Below are 17718 nucleotides of genomic sequence, written 5' to 3' on the forward strand. Positions count from 1 at the left end.
TGAAGGCCGTACGCTGCTTCGCATGCGTACGTGCCGGGCGACTGCCGCCGGAAAGCTCACGGTGGTCCTGGCCACGCTCGTCCTGGTGGTCACCGGTTGCGGCGGCGGGCCCAGCCCGCAGGCGTGGGCCGCCTCGGTCTGTTCCGCGCTCGCCCCGTGGCGCTCGGAGATCAGCAGGTTGACCAGCAGCACCGATCAGCAGATGACCGCGCAGACGACTCCCGCGCAGGCCAAGGAGAACCTGGTCCGCCTCTTCGAGGGCGCCGAGCGGGCCAGCGAGACCGCGCGCCGCCAGGTCGAGGAGGCCGGCGTGCCGGAGACCGAGCACGGCGAGGAGATCTCGGCCGGCTTCCGAGGGTCGCTGGCGAAGATGCGCGACGCGTACGGCCGGGCGGCGGACACCATCGAAGGGCTCAGCACCAACCAGCCCGACGCGTTCTACGACGGGGTCCGGGCCGCGGTGGCGACGTTGAACAAGGAGTACGAGGCCAGCGGGCTGGACACCAGCCGGCTCAACTCGGAGGAGTTGAAGAAGGCCTTCGACGAGGTGCCGGAGTGTCGCTGAACGGGCTCGGCGAACCGTCGGGGGCGGCACCGCTCCCGGCGCTCTTCCCGGTGCCCGACCCGGCGCCACCGAGACCGGCCCGCCGCCGGGTCCCGTCCCGGCCGGCCGACGTCGACCCGGATCCCGGGCTCGACTCCGGGGCCGACGCGGGCTCGCGGGCGGGACCGGCGTCGACGACCGCCGAGGACGCCGGCCGGCAACTGGTCTTCTTCGGCGCCGAGACGGCCGAGCCGAGCCTTCCCGACCTGGCCGGCCTGCTCGCCGGCCCCGCCGAGGTGGTCCGGATGGGCGGGACCGCGCGGCTCTCCGTCGTGGTGGACGCGGCGTGGCGGGTGCACGTCCTCGTCGCCGAGCTGGCCCAGCGCGGGCTGTCGGCCAGTTGGGAGCCGACCGAGGACGAACGGCACGCGGTACGGACGTCGTACACCCGGGCGTTGAAGCCGCTGGCGGCGGCCTGGCTGCGGGGGAGGGCCAAGCGGCCCCCGGTCGGCTTCCACCTCAACGGGCGGCGGCTGCGGCTCTGGCTGGCCGCGGCCGGGGTGGTGGAGCCGCCGGGGTTCCTGCTCCGGTTGGGCGCCGGTGACGACGAGTGCTGGGAGCCGGTCGGCCGGGCGCTGGCCGCGGTCGGCCTCGCCGGTGAGCTGCTCGACCCGCGCGCGGGGGGCCCCGCGTACCTGATCACCGGTCGGCGCCGCCTGCGTCGCCTGGCCGAGTTGGTGGGCGAGCGTCCACCCGCCGCGCCACCGCCGGCCTGGCCGTGACTCCCGGGCGCGGCGGGCCTGTCAGGTGGCGGACAGCCGGAGGGACGATTTCGGATGAAAACGGTCAACCCGGGCCTCGGCCGAGGGTTCGCCATCGTCACAGTGGCCCGCTGGAGGCCCTACCCACGGTGTACGGTGGCGCCGTCCGGCCGATCCACCCCCGCCGGGGTGGTTTGCCGCCCGCGAAACCCGAAACGCGGACGGCGCGTTACGTTGGACATCCGGGCCGCCCCGGTCCGCTGGGTCGAACACGGCCCGAAACGGGTACCGAGCGGTCACGAGCAGGAGTGAGGTCAGGGAGAGACGTGCCGAGCAACGCGGGAACCACCCGTCTGGTCATCGTCGAGTCACCGGCGAAGGCCAAGACGATCTCGGGCTACCTGGGCCCGGGGTACGTCGTGGAGGCGAGCTTCGGCCACGTCCGGGACCTGCCGCGCAACGCCGCCGACGTACCCGCCAAGTACAAGGGCGAGCCGTGGGCGCGCCTCGGGGTCGACGTCGACAACGGCTTCCACGCCCTCTACGTCGTCTCGCCCGACCGCAAGCAGCAGATCAGCAAGCTGACGAAGCTGGCCAAGGAGGTCGACGAGATCCTCCTCGCCACCGACGAGGACCGCGAGGGCGAGGCCATCGCCTGGCACCTGGTCGAGACGCTCAAGCCCAAGGTGCCGGTCAAGCGGATGGTCTTCCACGAGATCACCAAGCCGGCCATCCAGGCGGCGGTGGCCAACCCGCGCGAGATCGACCGGGATCTGGTCGACGCGCAGGAGGCCCGACGGATCCTCGACCGGCTGTACGGCTACGAGGTCTCCCCGGTGCTGTGGAAGAAGGTCATGCCGAAGCTCTCGGCCGGCCGGGTGCAGTCGGTGGCGACCCGCATCGTGGTCGAGCGGGAGCGGCAGCGGATGGCCTTCCGCACCGCCGAGTACTGGGACATCCTCGCCACGCTGGCCGTTCGGAACGCCGGCGAGGGGCCGCGCACGTTCCACGCCACGCTGATCGCCCTGAACGGCGACCGGATCGCCACCGGCAAGGACTTCGAGCCGACCACCGGCCGGGTGAAGGCCGGGGCCGGAGTGGTCCACCTCGACGAGGGCGGCGCCCGGGGCCTGGCGGCCCGCCTGGAGGGGCGGCCGTTCACCGTCACCCGGGTCGAGGAGAAGCCCTACCGCCGCCGCCCGTACGCGCCGTTCATCACCTCGACCCTCCAGCAGGAGGCGGCCCGCAAGCTGCGGTTCTCGTCGCAGCAGACGATGCGCACCGCGCAGCGGCTCTACGAGAACGGTTACATCACCTACATGCGTACCGACTCGGTGAACCTGTCGGAGACCGCCATCACGGCGGCCCGCCGGCAGATCACGGAGCTGTACGGCGAGCGCAGCGTGCCGCCGGAGCCGCGCCGTTACACCGGCAAGGTGAAGAACGCGCAGGAGGCGCACGAGGCGATCCGCCCGGCGGGGGACAACTTCCGCACCCCGGGTGAGGTGGCCAAGGAACTGTCCGCCGAGGAGTTCAAGCTCTACGAGCTGATCTGGCGTCGCACCATCGCCTCGCAGATGACCGACGCGGTCGGCTCCAGCGTCTCGGTGCGCATCCGCGCGCTCTCCAGCACCGGTGAGGAGGCCGACTTCGGCGCCACCGGTAAGACGATCACCGACCCGGGCTTCCTGCGGGCGTACGTCGAGTCGAGCGACGACGAGAACGCCGAGGCCGAGGACGCCGAGCGCCGGCTGCCCACCCTGGTCAAGGACCAGCCGCTGACGGCCGACGAGCTCGCGGCGCAGGGCCACCACACCCAGCCGCCGGCCCGCTACACGGAGGCGTCGCTGGTCAAGGCGCTGGAGGAGCTGGGCATCGGCCGCCCGTCGACGTACGCGTCGATCATGCAGACCATCCAGGACCGCGGCTACGTCTTCAAGCGCGGCCAGGCGATGATCCCGTCGTTCCTGGCGTTCGCGGTGATCGGGCTGATGGAGCGGCACTACCCGCGCCTCATCGACTACGACTTCACCGCCAGCATGGAGAACGAGCTGGACGAGATCGCCGGGGGTGACCACGCGGCGGTCGACTTCCTCACCTCGTTCTACTTCGGCAGCAGCAACGGCACCGGTGACCAGGCCATCGCCCACGCCGGTGGCCTGAAGAAGCTGGTCACCGAGAACCTCAGCGAGATCGACGCGCGTAGCGTCAACTCGATCCCGCTCTTCACCGACGACGAGGGGCGCGAGGTCGTGGTGCGGGTCGGCCGCTACGGCCCGTACCTGCAGCGGGCGCTGCCGGGCGAGCAGCCCGCGCCGTCGGGCGAGGGCGAGGAGGGCGGCAGCCACGGCGACCGCGCGCCGATCCCCGAGGGCCTGGCACCGGACGAGCTGACCCCGGAGAAGGTCCACGAGCTGTTCCTCGGCGGCGGTGGCGAGCGCAAGCTCGGTGACGACCCGGCCACCGGCGAGCCGATCCTGCTCAAGTCCGGCCGGTTCGGCCCGTACGTGGCCAGCGGCGAGCGAAAGTCGTCGCTGCTGCGTACGCAGTCGCCCGACACGCTGACCTTCGAGCAGGCGTTGCAGCTGCTCAGCCTGCCCCGGCTGGTGGGGGTGGGCCCGGACGGCGTCGAGGTGTTCGCCAACAACGGCCGCTACGGCCCGTACGTCAAGCGCGGTGACGAGTTCCGGTCGCTGGACTCGGAAGACAAGATGTTCACCGTCACGCTGGACGAGGCGCTCGCCCTGCTGGCCGCCCCGAAGACCCGCCAGCGTCGGGCCGCCGCGCCTCCCCTGCGGGAGATGGGCGTCGACCCGCTGACCGAGAAGCCCTTGGTGATCAAGGACGGCCGCTTCGGCCCGTACGTCACCGACGGGGAGACCAACGCGTCGCTGCGGCGCGGCCAGACGCCGGAGGCCCTCACCATCGAGGAGGCCTCGGAGATGCTCGCCGAGAAGCGGGCGAAGGGCCCGGCGCCGCGCAAGAAGGCGGCGGCGAAGAAGGCCGCGCCGGCGAAGAAGACCGCGGCGAAGTCGACGGCGGCGAAGAAGACCGCGGCGGCGACCAAGTCGACGGGGACGCGGAAGGCCACGACGGCCAAGGCCGCGCCCGCCAAGAAGGCGGCGCCCCGGAAGACCACGACCGCGACCGAGTAGGACGCCACGGCGGGGCGCGCACCGCCCGGCACCGTCCAGGACGCGCTCCGCCCGGGGCTGTCCGGGACGCCCCCGGGGCGGTCAGCCGCCGTGCCGCTCCTGGCGCAGCTTCTCCCAGCGGTCCGCGGCGGCGCTCATCTCCTCCTGGACGAAGAGGAAGAAGTCCCGCAGCTCGGCGAGGCGCGCGCCGGCCGGCGACGTCTCGTCGCCGACGGCCACCACGCCCTCGTGCACGACGTCGGCGAACCTCGTGTAGATCCCGCTGCGGATCATCGCGGTGTACGTGCGGGACTCGGCCGCCTTGTAGAGGTCCCGGCGGGAGCCGGGCGCCGGCTCGCGTACCGCCATGCCCACGTGGATCAGGTAGCGCACCGCGCCGGAGACAGCGGCCGGGCTGACCCCGAGGCGCTCGCTGATCTGCGCCGCGGTCATCCCGGTGTCCTCGGCGACCAGCAGCGCCGCGAGCACCCGGGAGGGCATCCTCGGTACGCCCATGTCGCTGAACGTGAGAGCGAAGTGCTCGATGAAGCGGCGTACGGCTTCCTCGTCGCGGTGACCTGGCGGCTGCATCGTCCTATCTTTCACTACTTTCTGAATTCCCTGTAACGATCGCCCGGTGCGGCGTCCCACGGCCCGCCGACACGACGGCGCGGCCGGAGAGCCGGCCGCGCCGCGGACAGGGGTGTTGGATCATGAGGCGAGGTTACGTCGGCGGAAGAGGGTCAGGCCCGTGGCGCCGAGTGCGAGCGCGAGGGCGGACATCACCGCCATCGGCGCCAGCGTGGCGTCGGCCGGCACCGCCGGGACGTGACTGAACGGCGAGACGTCCCGGACCGCCTCGGGCACGCCGAGCAGCGACCCGTACGGGCCGAGGACGAAGCTGAGGACGAAGCCGGACCAGGCCAGCCCGACCGACAGCCGCGGCACGAGCCCGAAGAGCGCCACGGCGAGCCCGGCGAGGATGAGCACCGCCGGCAGCTGGAGGTACGCCGTGCCGGCCAGGTGCCGGATCTGGCCGGCGGGATCGCCTGCGCTCGCGCCGTACACCAGGCCGATCGAGACCGCCGCGAGCCCGAGCATGGCCACGGCGCTCGCCGTGGCGACCACGACGTGGCCGCCCAACCAGGTCAACCGGCCGGTCGCGGTGGCGAGCACCGCCTCGGCCCGCCCGCTCGACTCCTCGGCCCGCGCCCGCAGCAACGCCTGGACCAGGTACCCGGCGACCAGCACACCGATGGTCGCCAGCATCGCGGCGAAGAACGTGTCCATCACCGCGTGCCCGCCGCCACCGGCGAGGTCGTCGAGCCGCCCCGTGACGTTCTCGTTCGTCGCCAGCTCGTCGGCGACGGCGTTGGCGATCGAGCCGACGAGCAGCCCGAACGCGGTGATCGTGGCGGTCCAGCCGAGCACCGTGCCGCGTTGCAGCCGCCAGGCCAGTCCGAGCGGGGTGAGCAGCGCGGCGGACGCGCGAGCCGGTCCGGGGCGGTCCGCGAACAGGCCCATACCGACGTCCCGCCGCGCGGTGAGGGCGAAGGCCGCCGCCGTCAGGACCGCGAAGAGCGCGACCGGGAGCACGAGGACCCACCACCGGTCGCCCGCGAAGGGCCGCATCTGCATGGTCCAGCCGATCGGGGAGAGCCAGGAGGGCCAGGCGCTGGTCATCGTGTAGCCATCCGGCTGGACCTCGCCGAATGCGTCGGCGAGGCCGCGGAGCAGGTAGGCGGCGCCGACCACCGTGGCGGCGATCCCGTTGGCGGCCCGCGCTCCCTGGGTCAGCTGGGCGGCGACGGCCGCGATGGCGGCGAAGGCGATGCCGACAGCACCGACCCCGGCACCGGCCGCGAAGGAACCGGCTGCCGGTAGGCCGTTGCCCGTGAAGGCGAGCCCGATCAGCGCGGCGAGCACGACGTTGGCGCCGACCACGACCGTCAGGGCGGCGCTCAGGTTCGCGTGCCGGCCGACGGCCGTCGCGCCGATCATCTCGGCGCGCCCGGTCTCCTCGTTCTGGCGGGTGTGCCGGACGACGGCGAGGGTGCTCATGAAGCCCGCCATCAGGGCCAGGAACGCCAGGATCCCGAAGGCGGTCATCTGGCCGTCGCTGGTGCCGGTGGGCGCGGCCCGGAACATCAGCAGTCCGGGCGTCTCGACGGCCACGCGCAGGACGGCCATCCGGTCTGCCTCGGTGGGGTACTGCGAGTCGATCGCCGAGCCGGCGAACGCGCCGAGCGCGACGGTGCTCAGGATCCAGACCGGCAGCTGCACGCGGTCGCGCCGCAGCGCGAGGCGGGCCAGCCGACCGGTGCCCGTGTAGGCGCTGCTCACCGGACACCCACCAACTCGTCGTCGTAGTGGCGCAGGAAGAGTTCCTCCAGCGACGGCGGGGCGCTGGCGAGGGCGCGTACGTCGAAGCGGGTCAGGTACTCCAGCACCCGGTTCAGGTCGGCCGTGTCCACGGCGAACGTCGCGTGGGTGGTGGACACGACGGCGTCGTACACGCCGGGCAGCTCCACCAGCCCGGTGATGGGACGGGCGGTGTCCACCGAGACCGAGGTGCGGGTCAGGTGGCGCAGTTCGGCGAGGGTGCCGCTCTCCACCGTCCGGCCCTGCCGGATGATGCTCACCCGGTCGCACAGCGCCTCCACCTCGGAGAAGATGTGGCTGGAGAGCAGGACCGTGCGGCCCTGGCTCTTCACCTCGCGTACGCACTCCTGGAAGGCCGCCTCCATGAGCGGGTCGAGCCCGGAGGTCGGCTCGTCGAGGATGTAGAGCTCCACGTCGGAGGCGAAGGCGGCGACGATCGCGACCTTCTGCCGGTTCCCCTTCGAGTACGTGCGCGCCCGCTTCGAGGGATCGAGCTGGAACCGCTGGATCAGCTCGTCCCGGCGGCGCCGGTCCAGGCCGCCCCGGAGCGACCCGAACAGATCGATCGCCTCACCGCCGGTCAGGTTCGGCCACAGGTTCACGTCGCCCGGCACGTACGCCAGGCGCCGGTGCAGGTCCACGGCGTCCCGCCAGGGGTGGCCGCCGAGCAGGCTGACCGACCCGGCGTCCGCCCGCAGCAACCCCAGCAGGACCCGGATGGTGGTGGACTTCCCGGAGCCGTTGGGGCCCAGGAAACCGTGCACCTCGCCGGCATCGACGTGCAGATCCAGTCCATCGAGTGCGCGAACCCTGCCGAAGGTCTTCACCAGCGCGGAGACGGAGATAGCAGTCATGCCCCGAACGCTACGCCAGTTTCACAAAATCGTGAAACCTCTGAAGCGTATAAAACGCGTTAAAAAATCGGCGAAGATCAGGCCCGCGGCGCGTGACGAGCGCCACCGCCGGCGTGATGATGCGGACGGTCAGTCGCCGAGGACGCGGGTCAGGTGGGCGTTGGTGAAGACGCGGTCGGGGTCCAGGCGGTCGCGTACGGCCAGGAAGTCCGCCCAACGGGGGTACGCGGGGGCGAGCGAACTCGCGTCGCGCCAGTGCATCTTGCCCCAGTGCGGCCGGCCGCCCAGGCCGGCGGCGACCCGCTCGAAGGCGGTGAAGTACGGCTCGTACGGCGTGCCGACGTACTGGTGGACGGCCAGGTAGACGGAGTCGCGGCCGTAGCCGTGCGACAGCCAGATGTCGTCCTCGGCGGTGAAGCGCACCTCCACCGGGAAGAGCACCTTGAACGGCAGGTCGTCCACGATGCGCCGCAGCGCGCCGAGCGCCTCGCCGAGCGCGGCGCGCGGCAGCCCGTACTCCATCTCGACGAAGCGGACCCGGCGCGGTGTGCAGAACACCGCGTCGGAGCGGCCCGTGTAGCGGCGCTCGGTGAGTGCCCGCGCGGAGATCGCGCTGATCGTCGGGGCGAGGGCCGGCACTGCCCGGCCGAGCCGGCAGGCGCCCGCGAAGACGGTGTTGGCGAGGAAGTCGTCGTCGAGCCAACCGCGCAGCCGGGACAGTGGCCGGTCGTCGGCGGGCACGCGATCGTTGGTCTTGACCTGCACCCGGGCGGTGTACGGGAACCAGTAGAACTCGACGTGGTCGTGGCCCGCGATCAGTTCCGGCAGGTCGGCCAGCACGGCGTCCAGTGGCGCGGGCCGCTCGTGCGCGTGCAGCACGAACGCGTCGACGCAGCGCAGCGTCACCTCGACCAGCACCCCGAGCGCGCCGAGCGAGACCCGCGCGGCGGCGAAGACGTCCGGGTGCTCCCGCGCCGAGCAGCGCACCACCTCACCCGTGCCGGTCACCAGCGTGAGGGCCTCCACGAACGTGGCCAGGCAGCCGTATCCGGCCCCGGTGCCGTGGGTGCCGGTGGAGATCGCCCCGGCCACCGTCTGGGCGTCGATGTCACCGAGGTTGGGCAGCGCGAGGCCGTGCCGGGCGAGCAGGTCGTTGAGCGCGTGCAGGGTCATGCCGGCCGGCACGGTGGCCAGTCGCCGCTCGGCGTCGACCCGTACGCCGGTGTCCAGCGCGGCCAGCTCCATCCGCTGGTCGTCGGCGAGCGCGACGGGGGTGAAGGAGTGTCCGCTGCCGGCGACCCGGATGCGGTGGCCCTCGGCGCGGGCGTTCCGGACGGCCTCGACGACCTCGGGGGTGGATCCAGGGCGCAAGATGGTGGTGGCGGTGCCGCGCTGATTGCCGGCCCAGTTTGACCACGGGGCGGTGGAGGGTGCGGTGCCGGCCATACGCGCTCCTCGATGTGAATATGAGGCTACTTCATATCAGGAACGTTCTCGCTGGTAAATACCGCAACTGAGTCCCGCTCGTTGTACCGGTAGTCACGGGTTCGTGACGTGCAGATATGTTCATCCGTCGAAGGGGGGTGGCGCCGAGTGTCCACACCAGCCGCCACGACCGGGCCGCTGCGCCGGGTACCGGTGCAGGGTCGAAGTGTCGCGCGGGTCCAGCGGATGCTGGATGCCTGCGCCGAACTCGTCGACGAGGTGGGGTACGAAGGGCTGACCACGACCTTGCTCGCCGAGCGTGCCGAGGTGGCGATCGGATCGGTCTACCAGTTCTTTCCCGACAAGCGGGCGATCGTGCAGGCGTTGACCCTGCGCACGATGGAGTCCTACCTCCAGCGGCTCGACGAGCGGTTCGCCTCGGACGACCTGACCCACTGGTGGGACGGCGTCGACGCGGGCATCGACGAGTACATCACGATGCACCGCACCGTCCCGGGATTCCGTACCTTGCACTTCGGCGACGTGGTTGACCTGCACCTGCTCGATGAGCAGCGGGACAACAACGGGGTGATCGCGGACCAGCTGGCCCGCGTGCTCACCGAGCGGTTCGGGCTCAAGGACGTCCCCGAGCTCCGCTTCCATCTGGAGATCGCCGTCGAGACGGCCGACGCGCTCATCAAGCTCGCGTTCCGCCGAAAGCAGGACGGGGACGAGCGGGTGCTGGCCGAGGCGAAGGCGCTGATCCGCGAGTACCTGCACCGCCAGGTGGACGCCCCGGCCGACGCCGCCCAGCCCGGCTAGGAGACGCCGCCGGGCCGCGGGGTGCGGCGGCCGGCGGCGCGAGCCCCGGGTGCGATCGGGGCGACGGTGCGGACGAGCCCGGTGGTGCGACCGGGCGACGGTACGGACGACGGCCCGGGGTGCGACCGGGCCGGTGGTCAGAGGAAGGCGTGGCCCTCGCCCCGGTAGGTGGGCACGGTCGCCACGACGGTGTCGCCGTCGACCAGGTGCAGCTCGTTCACGTGCTCGCACAGCTCGCCGGCCTTGGCGTGCCGGAACCACACCCGGTCGCCGAGCCGGAGGGTGGCGGCCGCCGCGCCGGCCAGCGGGGTCTGCACCTCGCCCGCGCCCTCCGGCCCCAGCAGCTTGAGCCCGGCCGGCAGGACCGGCCGGGGCAGGCGGCTCGCGGCGGCCGGGCCGGAGGCGATCCAGCCGCCGCCGAGCACGGTGGCCAGGTCGGGGGCCGGCCGGCGGACCACCGCGCAGGCGAAGTAGGCCGACGGCGTGGGCTGCCAGGCGCGGTACGCGTCGAAGAGCGTCGGACCGTACAGGCCCGATCCCGCGGTGACCTCGGTGACCGCGGGATCGGCGCTGGTCGCGGCCACGCTGCCGGTGCCGCCCCCGTTCACGAACTCCAGGTCGGCGTGTTCCTGCACGGCGGCCACCGCGGCGCTGCGGCGGGCCAGCAACTCCCGGTACGAGCCGCGCTGGGCCAGCCGGATCGCCCGGCCGAGCACCGCCTGTCCGGGCGGCGCGTCGCCGAGGCCGGCGATCTGTGCCTCGTACGCCATGAGGCCGACGAGCCGGAACCCGGCGCGGCCGGCGACGGTGGCGGCGAGCGCGCCGGCCGCCGTCGCGCTGTGCACCGGCGAGCGGCGCACGCCGACGTGCACCCGCCCGCCCAGTGGCCGCCACGAGGCGTCCAGTTCGAGGCAGACCCGCAGCTCCGGGCGGCGTCCGGGGGCGCACACGTCGTCGACCAGGTCGAGCTGCTCGGTGCTGTCGATCATGAGCGTGACCGCCCGGGCCAGGGTGTCGTCGGCGGTCAGCTCGGCGAGGGCGCCCCGGTCGGCCGTCGGGTACGCGACCAGCACGTCATCGGACACCCCGGCCCGGACCAGCCAGATCGCCTCGGGAAGGGTGAACGCCATCACGCCGTGCCAACCGGGTCGGCGCAGCGCCCGGGTGATCAGTTCCCGGCTGCGCACCGACTTGCTGGCGAGTCGCACCGGTTTGCCGGCCGCGCGGTCGACCAGCGCCTGCGCGTTCGCGTCGAAGGCGCTCAGGTCGACCACGGCGTACGGCGGATCGAGGTGGGTGGTCGCCCGGTCCAGGCGCTCGCGAAGTTTGTCGGTTTCGATGGCCACGTGTGCACGCTAACTGTCGGACGGTCAATGCGAAACACCCTCGCGTCTACCCGACTGCGGGTGCTGGTCCCGGCGGCCTAGGCTCGGCGAGCAGGAGAATGTCAGAGGTGGGGCCGCGGCCCACCGGGACTAGAGTGTTCCACCGGGGATGCCCAGCGATGGGCCGGCACGTGGAGGTACGGCCATCGAAAGCCAGAACAGCGGCGAGTCGTCCGGCGTGTCGCCGTCCGGTGGCCGGCCCGACGGCCCGCAGGGCGCGGCGAAGAGCCCCGCGGCCCCGCTCGGCAGCGCCGCGGGGCAGATCGGTGGCGCCCCGAGCCAGCCGCCCACCCCGCCCCAGACCGACCGGTCCGGCTACGGCGCGATCCGCTCCGTGCTGCGCATCCGGCCGTTCCGCCGGCTCTGGATCGTGCTCGGCGCCGCCTCCTTCGGCGACTGGCTGGGCCTGCTCGCCACCTCCGTCTTCGCCGCCTCGCAGGTGTCCGGCAGCACGGCCCAGGGCGCGGCGTTCGGCGGCGTGATCGCCGTACGCCTGCTGCCGGCGCTGGTGCTCGGGCCGATCGCCGGGGTCTTCGCCGACCGGTTCGACAGGCGCTGGACGATGGTCATCTGCGACCTGCTGCGCTTCGTGCTCTTCGCCTCGATCCCGCTGTACGCCCTCACCGGCGCCAGCGGCGGCCTCGTCGTCACCTGGGCGGCGATCGCCACCTTCCTGATCGAGTCGATCACCCTGCTCTGGATCCCGGCCAAGGAGGCCGCGGTCCCCAACCTGATCCCGCGCGCGCGGCTGGAGACGGCCAACCAGCTCACCCTCATCACCACGTACGGCCTGACGCCGGTGTTCGCGGCGCTGGCCATCGCGGTGCTCGACCGCAGCGTCCGGGCGGCGACCGGCGGCCAGGTGCCGGGCTGGGCCGAGCCGGCCCAGCTCGCGCTCTGGTTCAACTCCCTCTCCCGCCTCGCCACCGCCGTGGTGGTGGCGTTCGGGATCAAGGAGATCAGCCAGGCGCGGCGCACCGAGCACGAGCAGGGCGACCAGAGCATGACCCGGCAGTTCGTCGAGGGCTGGCGGTTCATCTCCCACACCCCGCTGGTCCGGGGCCTCGTGCTCGGGATCTTCGGCGCGTTCGCCGGTGGCGGCATCGTGATCGGCACGGCCCGCTTCTTCGCCAACTCGCTCGGCGCCGGTGACGCCGCCTTCTTCCTGCTCTTCGCCGCGATCTTCATCGGGTTGGCGATCGGCATCGGGCTCGGTCCGATGATCGTCAAGGAGATGTCCCGGCGCCGCTGGTTCGGCATGAGCATCGTGCTGGCCAGCGCGGCGGTGATGACCCTGGCCTTCGCCATCCACCTCTCGATGGCGATCGTCGGTGCGATCCTGGTCGGTGCCGGCGCCGGCATGGCCTTCCTGGCCGGCACCACGCTGCTCGGCGGCGAGATCGCCGACGAGGTGCGCGGCCGGGTCTTCGCGGTGGTGCAGATCGGCACCCGGCTGGTGCTCATCCTGGCCATCGCGCTGAGCAGCCTGCTCGCCGGTGTCGGCGGCTCCCGCACGCTGGAGATCGCCGACCTCGGCGTCTCGATCTCCTCCACCCGGTTGCTGCTGCTCGCCGCCGGCGCCGCCGGCATCTTCGCCGGGATCAGCGCGTTCGGGCAGATGGACGACAAGAAGGGCGTGCCGGTCCTGGCCGACCTCTGGGGTTCGATCCGGGGTCGCCCGCTGATGCCGGCCGAGCCCTTCGTCTCCAACGGGCTCTTCGTGGTCTTCGAGGGCGGCGAGGGCGCCGGGAAGTCCACGCAGCTGGCACTGCTCGCCGACCGCCTGCGCGGCCAGGGCCGGGACGTGGTGGTCACCCGGGAGCCGGGTGCGACGGGCGTGGGCGAGCGGATCCGGTCGCTGGTGCTCGGCACCACCGAGGGCGAGGCGCCGTCGCCGCGCGCGGAGGCGCTGCTGTACGCCGCCGACCGCGCCCACCACGTGGCCACCGTGGTCCGCCCTGCGCTGGCCCGGGGCGGCGTGGTGATCAGTGACCGGTACGTCGACTCCTCCCTCGCCTACCAGGGCGCCGGGCGTACGCTCCCCGTCGACGAGGTCTCCTGGCTCTCCTCCTGGGCCACCGGCGGGCTCAAGCCCGACCTCGTCGTGCTGCTCGACGTCGACCCGCGCACCGGCCTCTCCCGCGTCGCGGCCCGCAACCAGGCCGCCGATCGGCTGGAGGCCGAGTCGGTCGCCTTCCACGACCGGGTCCGGTACGCCTTCCTCGACCTCGCCGCCGCCGACCCGAAGCGCTACCTGGTGCTCGACGCCGGCCGGCCGGTGGAGGAGATCGCCCGGCTCGTGGGGCAGCGCGTCGACGAGATCCTCGGCGACCCGGCCGGGATCGTGCACCCGCGCCGGGCGCAGGGCCCGGACACCTCGGTGCAGCCGGAGTTATCCGACGCGGAGATGGTGACGATGGAGCAACGGACCTGATGCCCGACGTCTTCGCCGACCTCGTCGGCCAGGACGAGGCGGTCGCCACGCTGCGCCGGGCCGCCGCCGCGGCGGCCGCCGTGCTGCGGCACGCCGCCGGAGAGCGGACGCTCGCGCTCACCCCGGCCGCCGGTGGCCCGCCGGCCGACGCGGAAGCCGGTGACGGTGCCGAGGGCCCGGACCCCGGCGCCGGGATGACCCATGCCTGGATCTTCACGGGGCCGCCGGGCTCCGGGCGGTCGGTCGCGGCGCGCGCCTTCGCCGCCGCGCTCCAGTGCGTGTACGGCACGGGCTGCGGCGAGTGCCCCGGCTGCCACACCACCATGGCCGGCACCCACGCCGACGTCCGGTTGGTGGTGCCGGAAGGGCTCTCCATCGGCGTCGGCGAGATGCGGGCGCTGGTCCTGCGCGCCGCCAGCACGCCGTCCGGCGGGCGCTGGCAGGTGGTGGTCATCGAGGACGCCGACCGGCTCACCGAGGCGGCCGGGAACGCGCTGCTCAAGGCCATCGAGGAGCCACCCCCGCGTACGGTCTTCCTGCTCTGCGCCCCATCCACCCACCCCGACGACATCTCGGTGACGATCCGCTCGCGGTGTCGGGTCGTGCCGCTGCGGCAGCCGCCGGCCACCGCGGTCGCGGAGGTGCTGGTCCGCCGGGACGGCATCGCCCCCGACGTGGCGCAGTGGGCGGCGGCCGCCGCCCAGGGGCACGTGGGTCGGGCCCGGCGGCTGGCCCGCGACCCGGAGGCGCGCAAGCGGCGGGACGCCGTGCTCGCGGTCCCGCGCCGGCTCACCGGGGTGGGTGCCGCCTTCGACGCGGCGTCCGCCCTGATCGAGGCGGCCGAGGCGGAGGCCGAGGCCTCGGTGGCGGAGGCCGACGCCGGGGAGCGGGCGGCCCTGGAGACGGCGCTCGGGGCGGGCGGCACCGGCCGCGGCGCGGCGGGAGCCATCCGGGGGGCCGCCGGTCAGCTCAAGGACCTGGAGAAGCGGCAGAAGTCGCGGGCCACCCGTGCCCAGCGGGACGCGCTGGACCGGGCGCTGGTCGACCTCGCCGGCTTCTACCGGGACGCGCTCGCCGTGGCGCTGCGCGCCCCGGTCGCGCCGGTGCACACCGACACCGCCGAGGTGGCGGCCGCCGGGGCGCAGAGGTGGGACGCCGAGGGGGCACTGCGCCGTCTGGAGGCGGTGCTCGCCTGCCGCGCGGCCATCGAGGCGAACGTGAAGCCGCGGATCGCCGTCGAGGCGATGATGCTGGCCCTCTGGCGGGGCTGAGCCGAGCCGTCGGGCGGCTCGTCCCGCCGGCGGTCCCGCGGGCCGGACCCGTCGTCCACAGGCATCGACAGCTGCGATTTCCATGCGGTACGGTCCGGGATGCGGTGGTGACGGTGACGCCACGCTCAGTGAGGATCAGCCGAGGAGGAGTCCGCCGATGCCACGGGGGGAGATCGACGAGGCGTGGATCGAGGAGGCCGTGCGGCGCTACCGCCGCATCGAGTCGCTCCAGGCCGAGTTCGACCAGGCGGTGTCGACGGTGGAGGTCACCGTGCGCTCGCCCGACGGGCTGGTCGAGGTGGTGGTGACGGCCGGTGGCCGGGTCACCGACGTCCGCTTCCTCGCGCCCCTGCACGCCCGCAACCCCCGCGACGTGGCCACCTCGGTGAAGGCCGCCGTGACCGCGGCCGCCGACGCCGCCGAGTGGGCGCGGGAGAAGCTGCACAACGAGACGTTCGCGGCCTACCGACCGCTCGCGGGAGCCTGAGATGGACGCCCTGCGTGCCCTCGCCGCCCGCCTCGACGAGGCGAGCGCGACGCTGACCACGCTGTCCCACGCCGTCACCGCCGGAGATCCGCCGCAGGCCGCGTTCGGTGCCGACGCACCGGGGCGGGCCGGCGAGATCGGGCGCGCGCTGCATCGACAGTGGACAGCCGCCACCGACAGCCGATCCCGCGAGGCCCGTGCGGCCGCCGGCCGGGTCGACGCGGTCGCCGCCGCCGTCCGGGAGGCCGCCGACGGCTACGTTGAGGCCGACCGGGGGGCCCGACGGCGGCTGGCCGGGGAGGCGTGATGGACGCGCTCGACCGGCTCGCCGAGCCCGGCCTCGACCTGCTGCGCCGGGTGGACGTCCTGCTCGCCTCCGGCGCGCCGGAGGGGCACCGGGTCTGGCCGCTGCTCCGCCGGATGCAGGTGCTCCCCGGTGAGGCCGTGCGCCATTTTCTCGACCTGCGTCCCGCGCCGCTGGCCGACGCGGGGCACGCGACGCGCCGGCTGGTGCGCGGCTACGACGACGTCTCCACCGTGCTGGCGGGCCCGGTGCGCTGGGCCGGCCCGGCCGCCGAGGCGTACGGGCAGTCGCGCGCGGCGCTGCTGCACCACCTGGACGAGGGCCCGGAGAGTCTCGTCGGGCGCCTGGAGTCGACGGCCGGCTACGCCGAGGCCCTCGCCGACTGGGTCGAGGGCAGCCGTCTCGCGCTGGCCCGGGCGCTGGCCGACGTGCTCCGCTCGACCGAGGCCGTGGCGGTGGTGGCCGCCACCGCCACGCTGCCCGGGGCGGTGCCCCGGGCCGGGTCCGCCGGGCCGCGCGTGATCGAGGCGGCCGAGATCGCCGCGCGGGTGCTGGCCGTGCTCTGCGTGGCGTACGACGGGGCGGAGACGTTGCTGCGGCAGTGGGGGCCGAGCCTCGCCGAGTCGACCTGGCGTCCGTCGGTGGTGGGTCGCCCCCGTTACGACGGCAGCACCCGGATCGGGTGGTGACCCGCTCCCACGGGCGGCTCGTCGACGAGGGCGTGGCCTGCTCGGGCGTTGGCCCGCCACGGCGAGGGGCCGGTGCGGCGGCCGACCCTGGACAGTCCACGGCGTCGCCCTCGGGCAGCCCGGCCGGGCTCCGGCGGCGACGCCGTGGCTCCCCTGCACCCCCCGCAGGTCTGGTCTCCACTCAACGCCTCCGCCCGTCGTTTGTCGCCCGTGCCGGCCCGGATTCAGCCGTCCGGGCGAGGGCCAACCACACGACGGTCTGGGCGGCGGATCGGTCAAGTCGACGGTCGTGGATGACTGCACGGTGTAGTCGCCCGGCGACGGCCGGGCGGCCACCGGTCCGCGGTCCGTCGTAGGGTGGGGGCATGGGCATGCTCTGCGCGGTCAGTTTCAACCGGTACGGGCGCCTCTACTACCTCGATCCCGGGGAGCTTCGTCCGCAGGTCGGCGACAAGGTGCTGGTGCCCACGGACGACGGGCCCGAGGTGGCGGAGTGCGTCTGGGCCGCGCAGTGGGTCGGGGAGGACACCGACGGCTTCCCCCGGCTGGCCGGCATGGCCGGCGAGGAGGACCTGCGCCGCGACGAGGCGCTGCGCCGCCGCAAGGCCGAGGCGAAGGTGGCCGCGAAGCGGCTGATCCGCGCCCACGGTCTGCCGATGAAGGTGGTGGCCGTCGACCACGTGCTCGGCTCCGGCGACGGCGGGGGCGAGCGGACCACCGTCTACTTCACCGCGCCGCACCGGGTGGACTTCCGCTCCCTGGTCCGCGACCTCGGCGCCACGCTGCACTGCCGGGTCGAGCTGCGGCAGCTCTCCGCCCGGGATTCGGCCCGGGTGCAGGGCGGGATCGGCTCCTGCGGGCGCGACCTGTGCTGCGCCACCTTCCTCACCGACTTCGAGCCGGTGACCATCCGGATGGCGAAGGACCAGGACCTTCCGCTCAACCCACTGCGCATCTCCGGGGCGTGCGGCCGCCTCATGTGCTGCCTCAAATACGAGCACCCGCTGTACCAGAGATTCCAGGAGACCGCGCCGCCGGTGGGCAGCCGGGTCACCACCCCGCAGGGCGACGGCCGGGTAATCGGGCACAGCGTCCCGCGCGACTCGGTCACCGTGCGGCTGGACGCCGACGGCTCCCGCTGCTCCTGCTCCCGAGCCTCCGTCTGCGGCCCCCGCCAAGCCCACGACCAGCACTACAACCCCTGACCCCGGCCGGGAGACAGGGGT

Annotated in this window: 15 protein-coding genes; 10 read left to right on the forward strand and 5 right to left on the reverse strand. The window is 73.6% G+C overall.

The window, feature by feature from the left end; genetic code table 11:
• The first annotated feature begins 22 nt into the window (after positions 1-22).
• From SM573_RS14730 to topA, 3 genes are all read left to right on the forward strand, one after another.
• Positions 23-565 carry a hypothetical protein gene (locus SM573_RS14730; protein WP_474612735.1) on the forward strand — a complete coding sequence of 181 codons (543 nt, stop codon included), beginning with the start codon at positions 23-25 and terminating at the stop codon, positions 563-565.
• Between the two features lie 200 nt (positions 566-765).
• Positions 766-1326 carry a hypothetical protein gene (locus tag SM573_RS14735; protein WP_474612901.1) on the forward strand — a complete coding sequence of 187 codons (561 nt, stop codon included), beginning with the start codon at positions 766-768 and terminating at the stop codon, positions 1324-1326.
• A 305-nt stretch (positions 1327-1631) separates the two neighbouring features.
• Complete coding sequence (gene topA / locus SM573_RS14740) at positions 1632-4460, forward strand: type I DNA topoisomerase (RefSeq protein WP_474616290.1); 2829 nt, start codon at positions 1632-1634, stop codon at positions 4458-4460.
• Positions 4461-4541: 81 nt separating this feature from the next.
• Here the strand turns inward: topA and SM573_RS14745 are convergent, their stop codons facing one another.
• The 4 genes from SM573_RS14745 to SM573_RS14760 all read right to left on the reverse strand — a co-directional run bounded on the left by SM573_RS14745 (position 4542) and on the right by SM573_RS14760 (position 9121).
• Complete coding sequence (locus SM573_RS14745) at positions 4542-5030, reverse strand: GbsR/MarR family transcriptional regulator (RefSeq protein ID WP_474612737.1); 489 nt, start codon at positions 5028-5030, stop codon at positions 4542-4544.
• Positions 5031-5150: 120 nt separating this feature from the next.
• Complete coding sequence (locus SM573_RS14750) at positions 5151-6782, reverse strand: ABC transporter permease (RefSeq protein WP_474616291.1); 1632 nt, start codon at positions 6780-6782, stop codon at positions 5151-5153.
• The gene (locus tag SM573_RS14755; protein WP_474616292.1) at positions 6779-7675 is read right to left on the reverse strand and encodes an ABC transporter ATP-binding protein; all 897 of its coding nucleotides are present in this window, start codon (positions 7673-7675) and stop codon (positions 6779-6781) included. Before SM573_RS14755 ends, SM573_RS14750 begins: the two co-directional genes overlap by 4 nt.
• Positions 7676-7804: 129 nt before the next feature.
• Positions 7805-9121, reverse strand: a complete 1317-nt coding sequence (locus tag SM573_RS14760; protein ID WP_474616293.1) for a D-arabinono-1,4-lactone oxidase — start codon at positions 9119-9121, stop codon at positions 7805-7807.
• 225 nt (positions 9122-9346) lie between these two features.
• Between SM573_RS14760 and SM573_RS14765 the strand changes: the two genes are divergently transcribed.
• Entirely contained in the window at positions 9347-9922 is a 576-nt protein-coding gene (locus SM573_RS14765; protein WP_474612902.1) for a TetR/AcrR family transcriptional regulator, read from the forward strand.
• A 137-nt stretch (positions 9923-10059) separates the two neighbouring features.
• On the opposite strand, the gene SM573_RS14770 is transcribed toward SM573_RS14765, so the two are convergent.
• Positions 10060-11268 (reverse strand): amino acid deaminase/aldolase, encoded by a 1209-nt coding sequence (locus tag SM573_RS14770; RefSeq protein WP_474616294.1) that lies wholly within the window; start codon positions 11266-11268, stop codon positions 10060-10062.
• A gap of 148 nt (positions 11269-11416) precedes the next feature.
• On the opposite strand from SM573_RS14770, the gene tmk reads away from it, so the two are divergent.
• From tmk to SM573_RS14800, 6 genes are all read left to right on the forward strand, one after another.
• Positions 11417-13741 carry a dTMP kinase gene (tmk, locus tag SM573_RS14775; protein ID WP_474612742.1) on the forward strand — a complete coding sequence of 775 codons (2325 nt, stop codon included), beginning with the start codon at positions 11417-11419 and terminating at the stop codon, positions 13739-13741.
• The gene (locus tag SM573_RS14780; RefSeq protein WP_474616295.1) at positions 13741-15012 is read left to right on the forward strand and encodes a DNA polymerase III subunit delta'; all 1272 of its coding nucleotides are present in this window, start codon (positions 13741-13743) and stop codon (positions 15010-15012) included. Before tmk ends, SM573_RS14780 begins: the two co-directional genes overlap by 1 nt.
• Before the next feature lie 157 nt (positions 15013-15169).
• Positions 15170-15499, forward strand: coding sequence for a YbaB/EbfC family nucleoid-associated protein (locus tag SM573_RS14785; RefSeq protein ID WP_474612744.1), 330 nt, complete (start codon positions 15170-15172; stop codon positions 15497-15499).
• A 1-nt stretch (position 15500) separates the two neighbouring features.
• Positions 15501-15806 (forward strand): hypothetical protein, encoded by a 306-nt coding sequence (locus SM573_RS14790; protein WP_474612745.1) that lies wholly within the window; start codon positions 15501-15503, stop codon positions 15804-15806.
• Entirely contained in the window at positions 15806-16492 is a 687-nt protein-coding gene (locus tag SM573_RS14795; protein WP_474616296.1) for a hypothetical protein, read from the forward strand. The genes SM573_RS14790 and SM573_RS14795 overlap by 1 nt, the downstream gene beginning before the upstream one ends.
• A 365-nt stretch (positions 16493-16857) precedes the next feature.
• Positions 16858-17697 carry a PSP1 domain-containing protein gene (locus SM573_RS14800; RefSeq protein WP_474612747.1) on the forward strand — a complete coding sequence of 280 codons (840 nt, stop codon included), beginning with the start codon at positions 16858-16860 and terminating at the stop codon, positions 17695-17697.
• Positions 17698-17718 lie beyond the last annotated feature (21 nt).

The sequence above is a fragment of the Micromonospora xinjiangensis genome (genome assembly GCF_056150165.1).

Excerpts from the sequence above, each read along its gene's own strand:
- SM573_RS14795 (WP_474616296.1), top strand. The coding sequence starts at position 15,806 with ATGGACGCGCTCGACCGGCTCGCCGAGCCCGGCCTCGACCTGCTGCGC.
- SM573_RS14780 (WP_474616295.1), top strand. The coding sequence starts at position 13,741 with ATGCCCGACGTCTTCGCCGACCTCGTCGGCCAGGACGAGGCGGTCGCC.
- SM573_RS14765 (WP_474612902.1), top strand. The coding sequence starts at position 9,347 with ATGCTGGATGCCTGCGCCGAACTCGTCGACGAGGTGGGGTACGAAGGG.
- SM573_RS14745 (WP_474612737.1), bottom strand. The coding sequence starts at position 5,030 with ATGCAGCCGCCAGGTCACCGCGACGAGGAAGCCGTACGCCGCTTCATC.
- SM573_RS14760 (WP_474616293.1), bottom strand. The coding sequence starts at position 9,121 with ATGGCCGGCACCGCACCCTCCACCGCCCCGTGGTCAAACTGGGCCGGC.
- tmk (WP_474612742.1), top strand. The coding sequence starts at position 11,417 with ATGCCCAGCGATGGGCCGGCACGTGGAGGTACGGCCATCGAAAGCCAG.
- SM573_RS14755 (WP_474616292.1), bottom strand. The coding sequence starts at position 7,675 with ATGACTGCTATCTCCGTCTCCGCGCTGGTGAAGACCTTCGGCAGGGTT.
- SM573_RS14785 (WP_474612744.1), top strand. The coding sequence starts at position 15,170 with ATGCCACGGGGGGAGATCGACGAGGCGTGGATCGAGGAGGCCGTGCGG.
- SM573_RS14800 (WP_474612747.1), top strand. The coding sequence starts at position 16,858 with ATGGGCATGCTCTGCGCGGTCAGTTTCAACCGGTACGGGCGCCTCTAC.
- SM573_RS14790 (WP_474612745.1), top strand. The coding sequence starts at position 15,501 with ATGGACGCCCTGCGTGCCCTCGCCGCCCGCCTCGACGAGGCGAGCGCG.
- SM573_RS14730 (WP_474612735.1), top strand. The coding sequence starts at position 23 with ATGCGTACGTGCCGGGCGACTGCCGCCGGAAAGCTCACGGTGGTCCTG.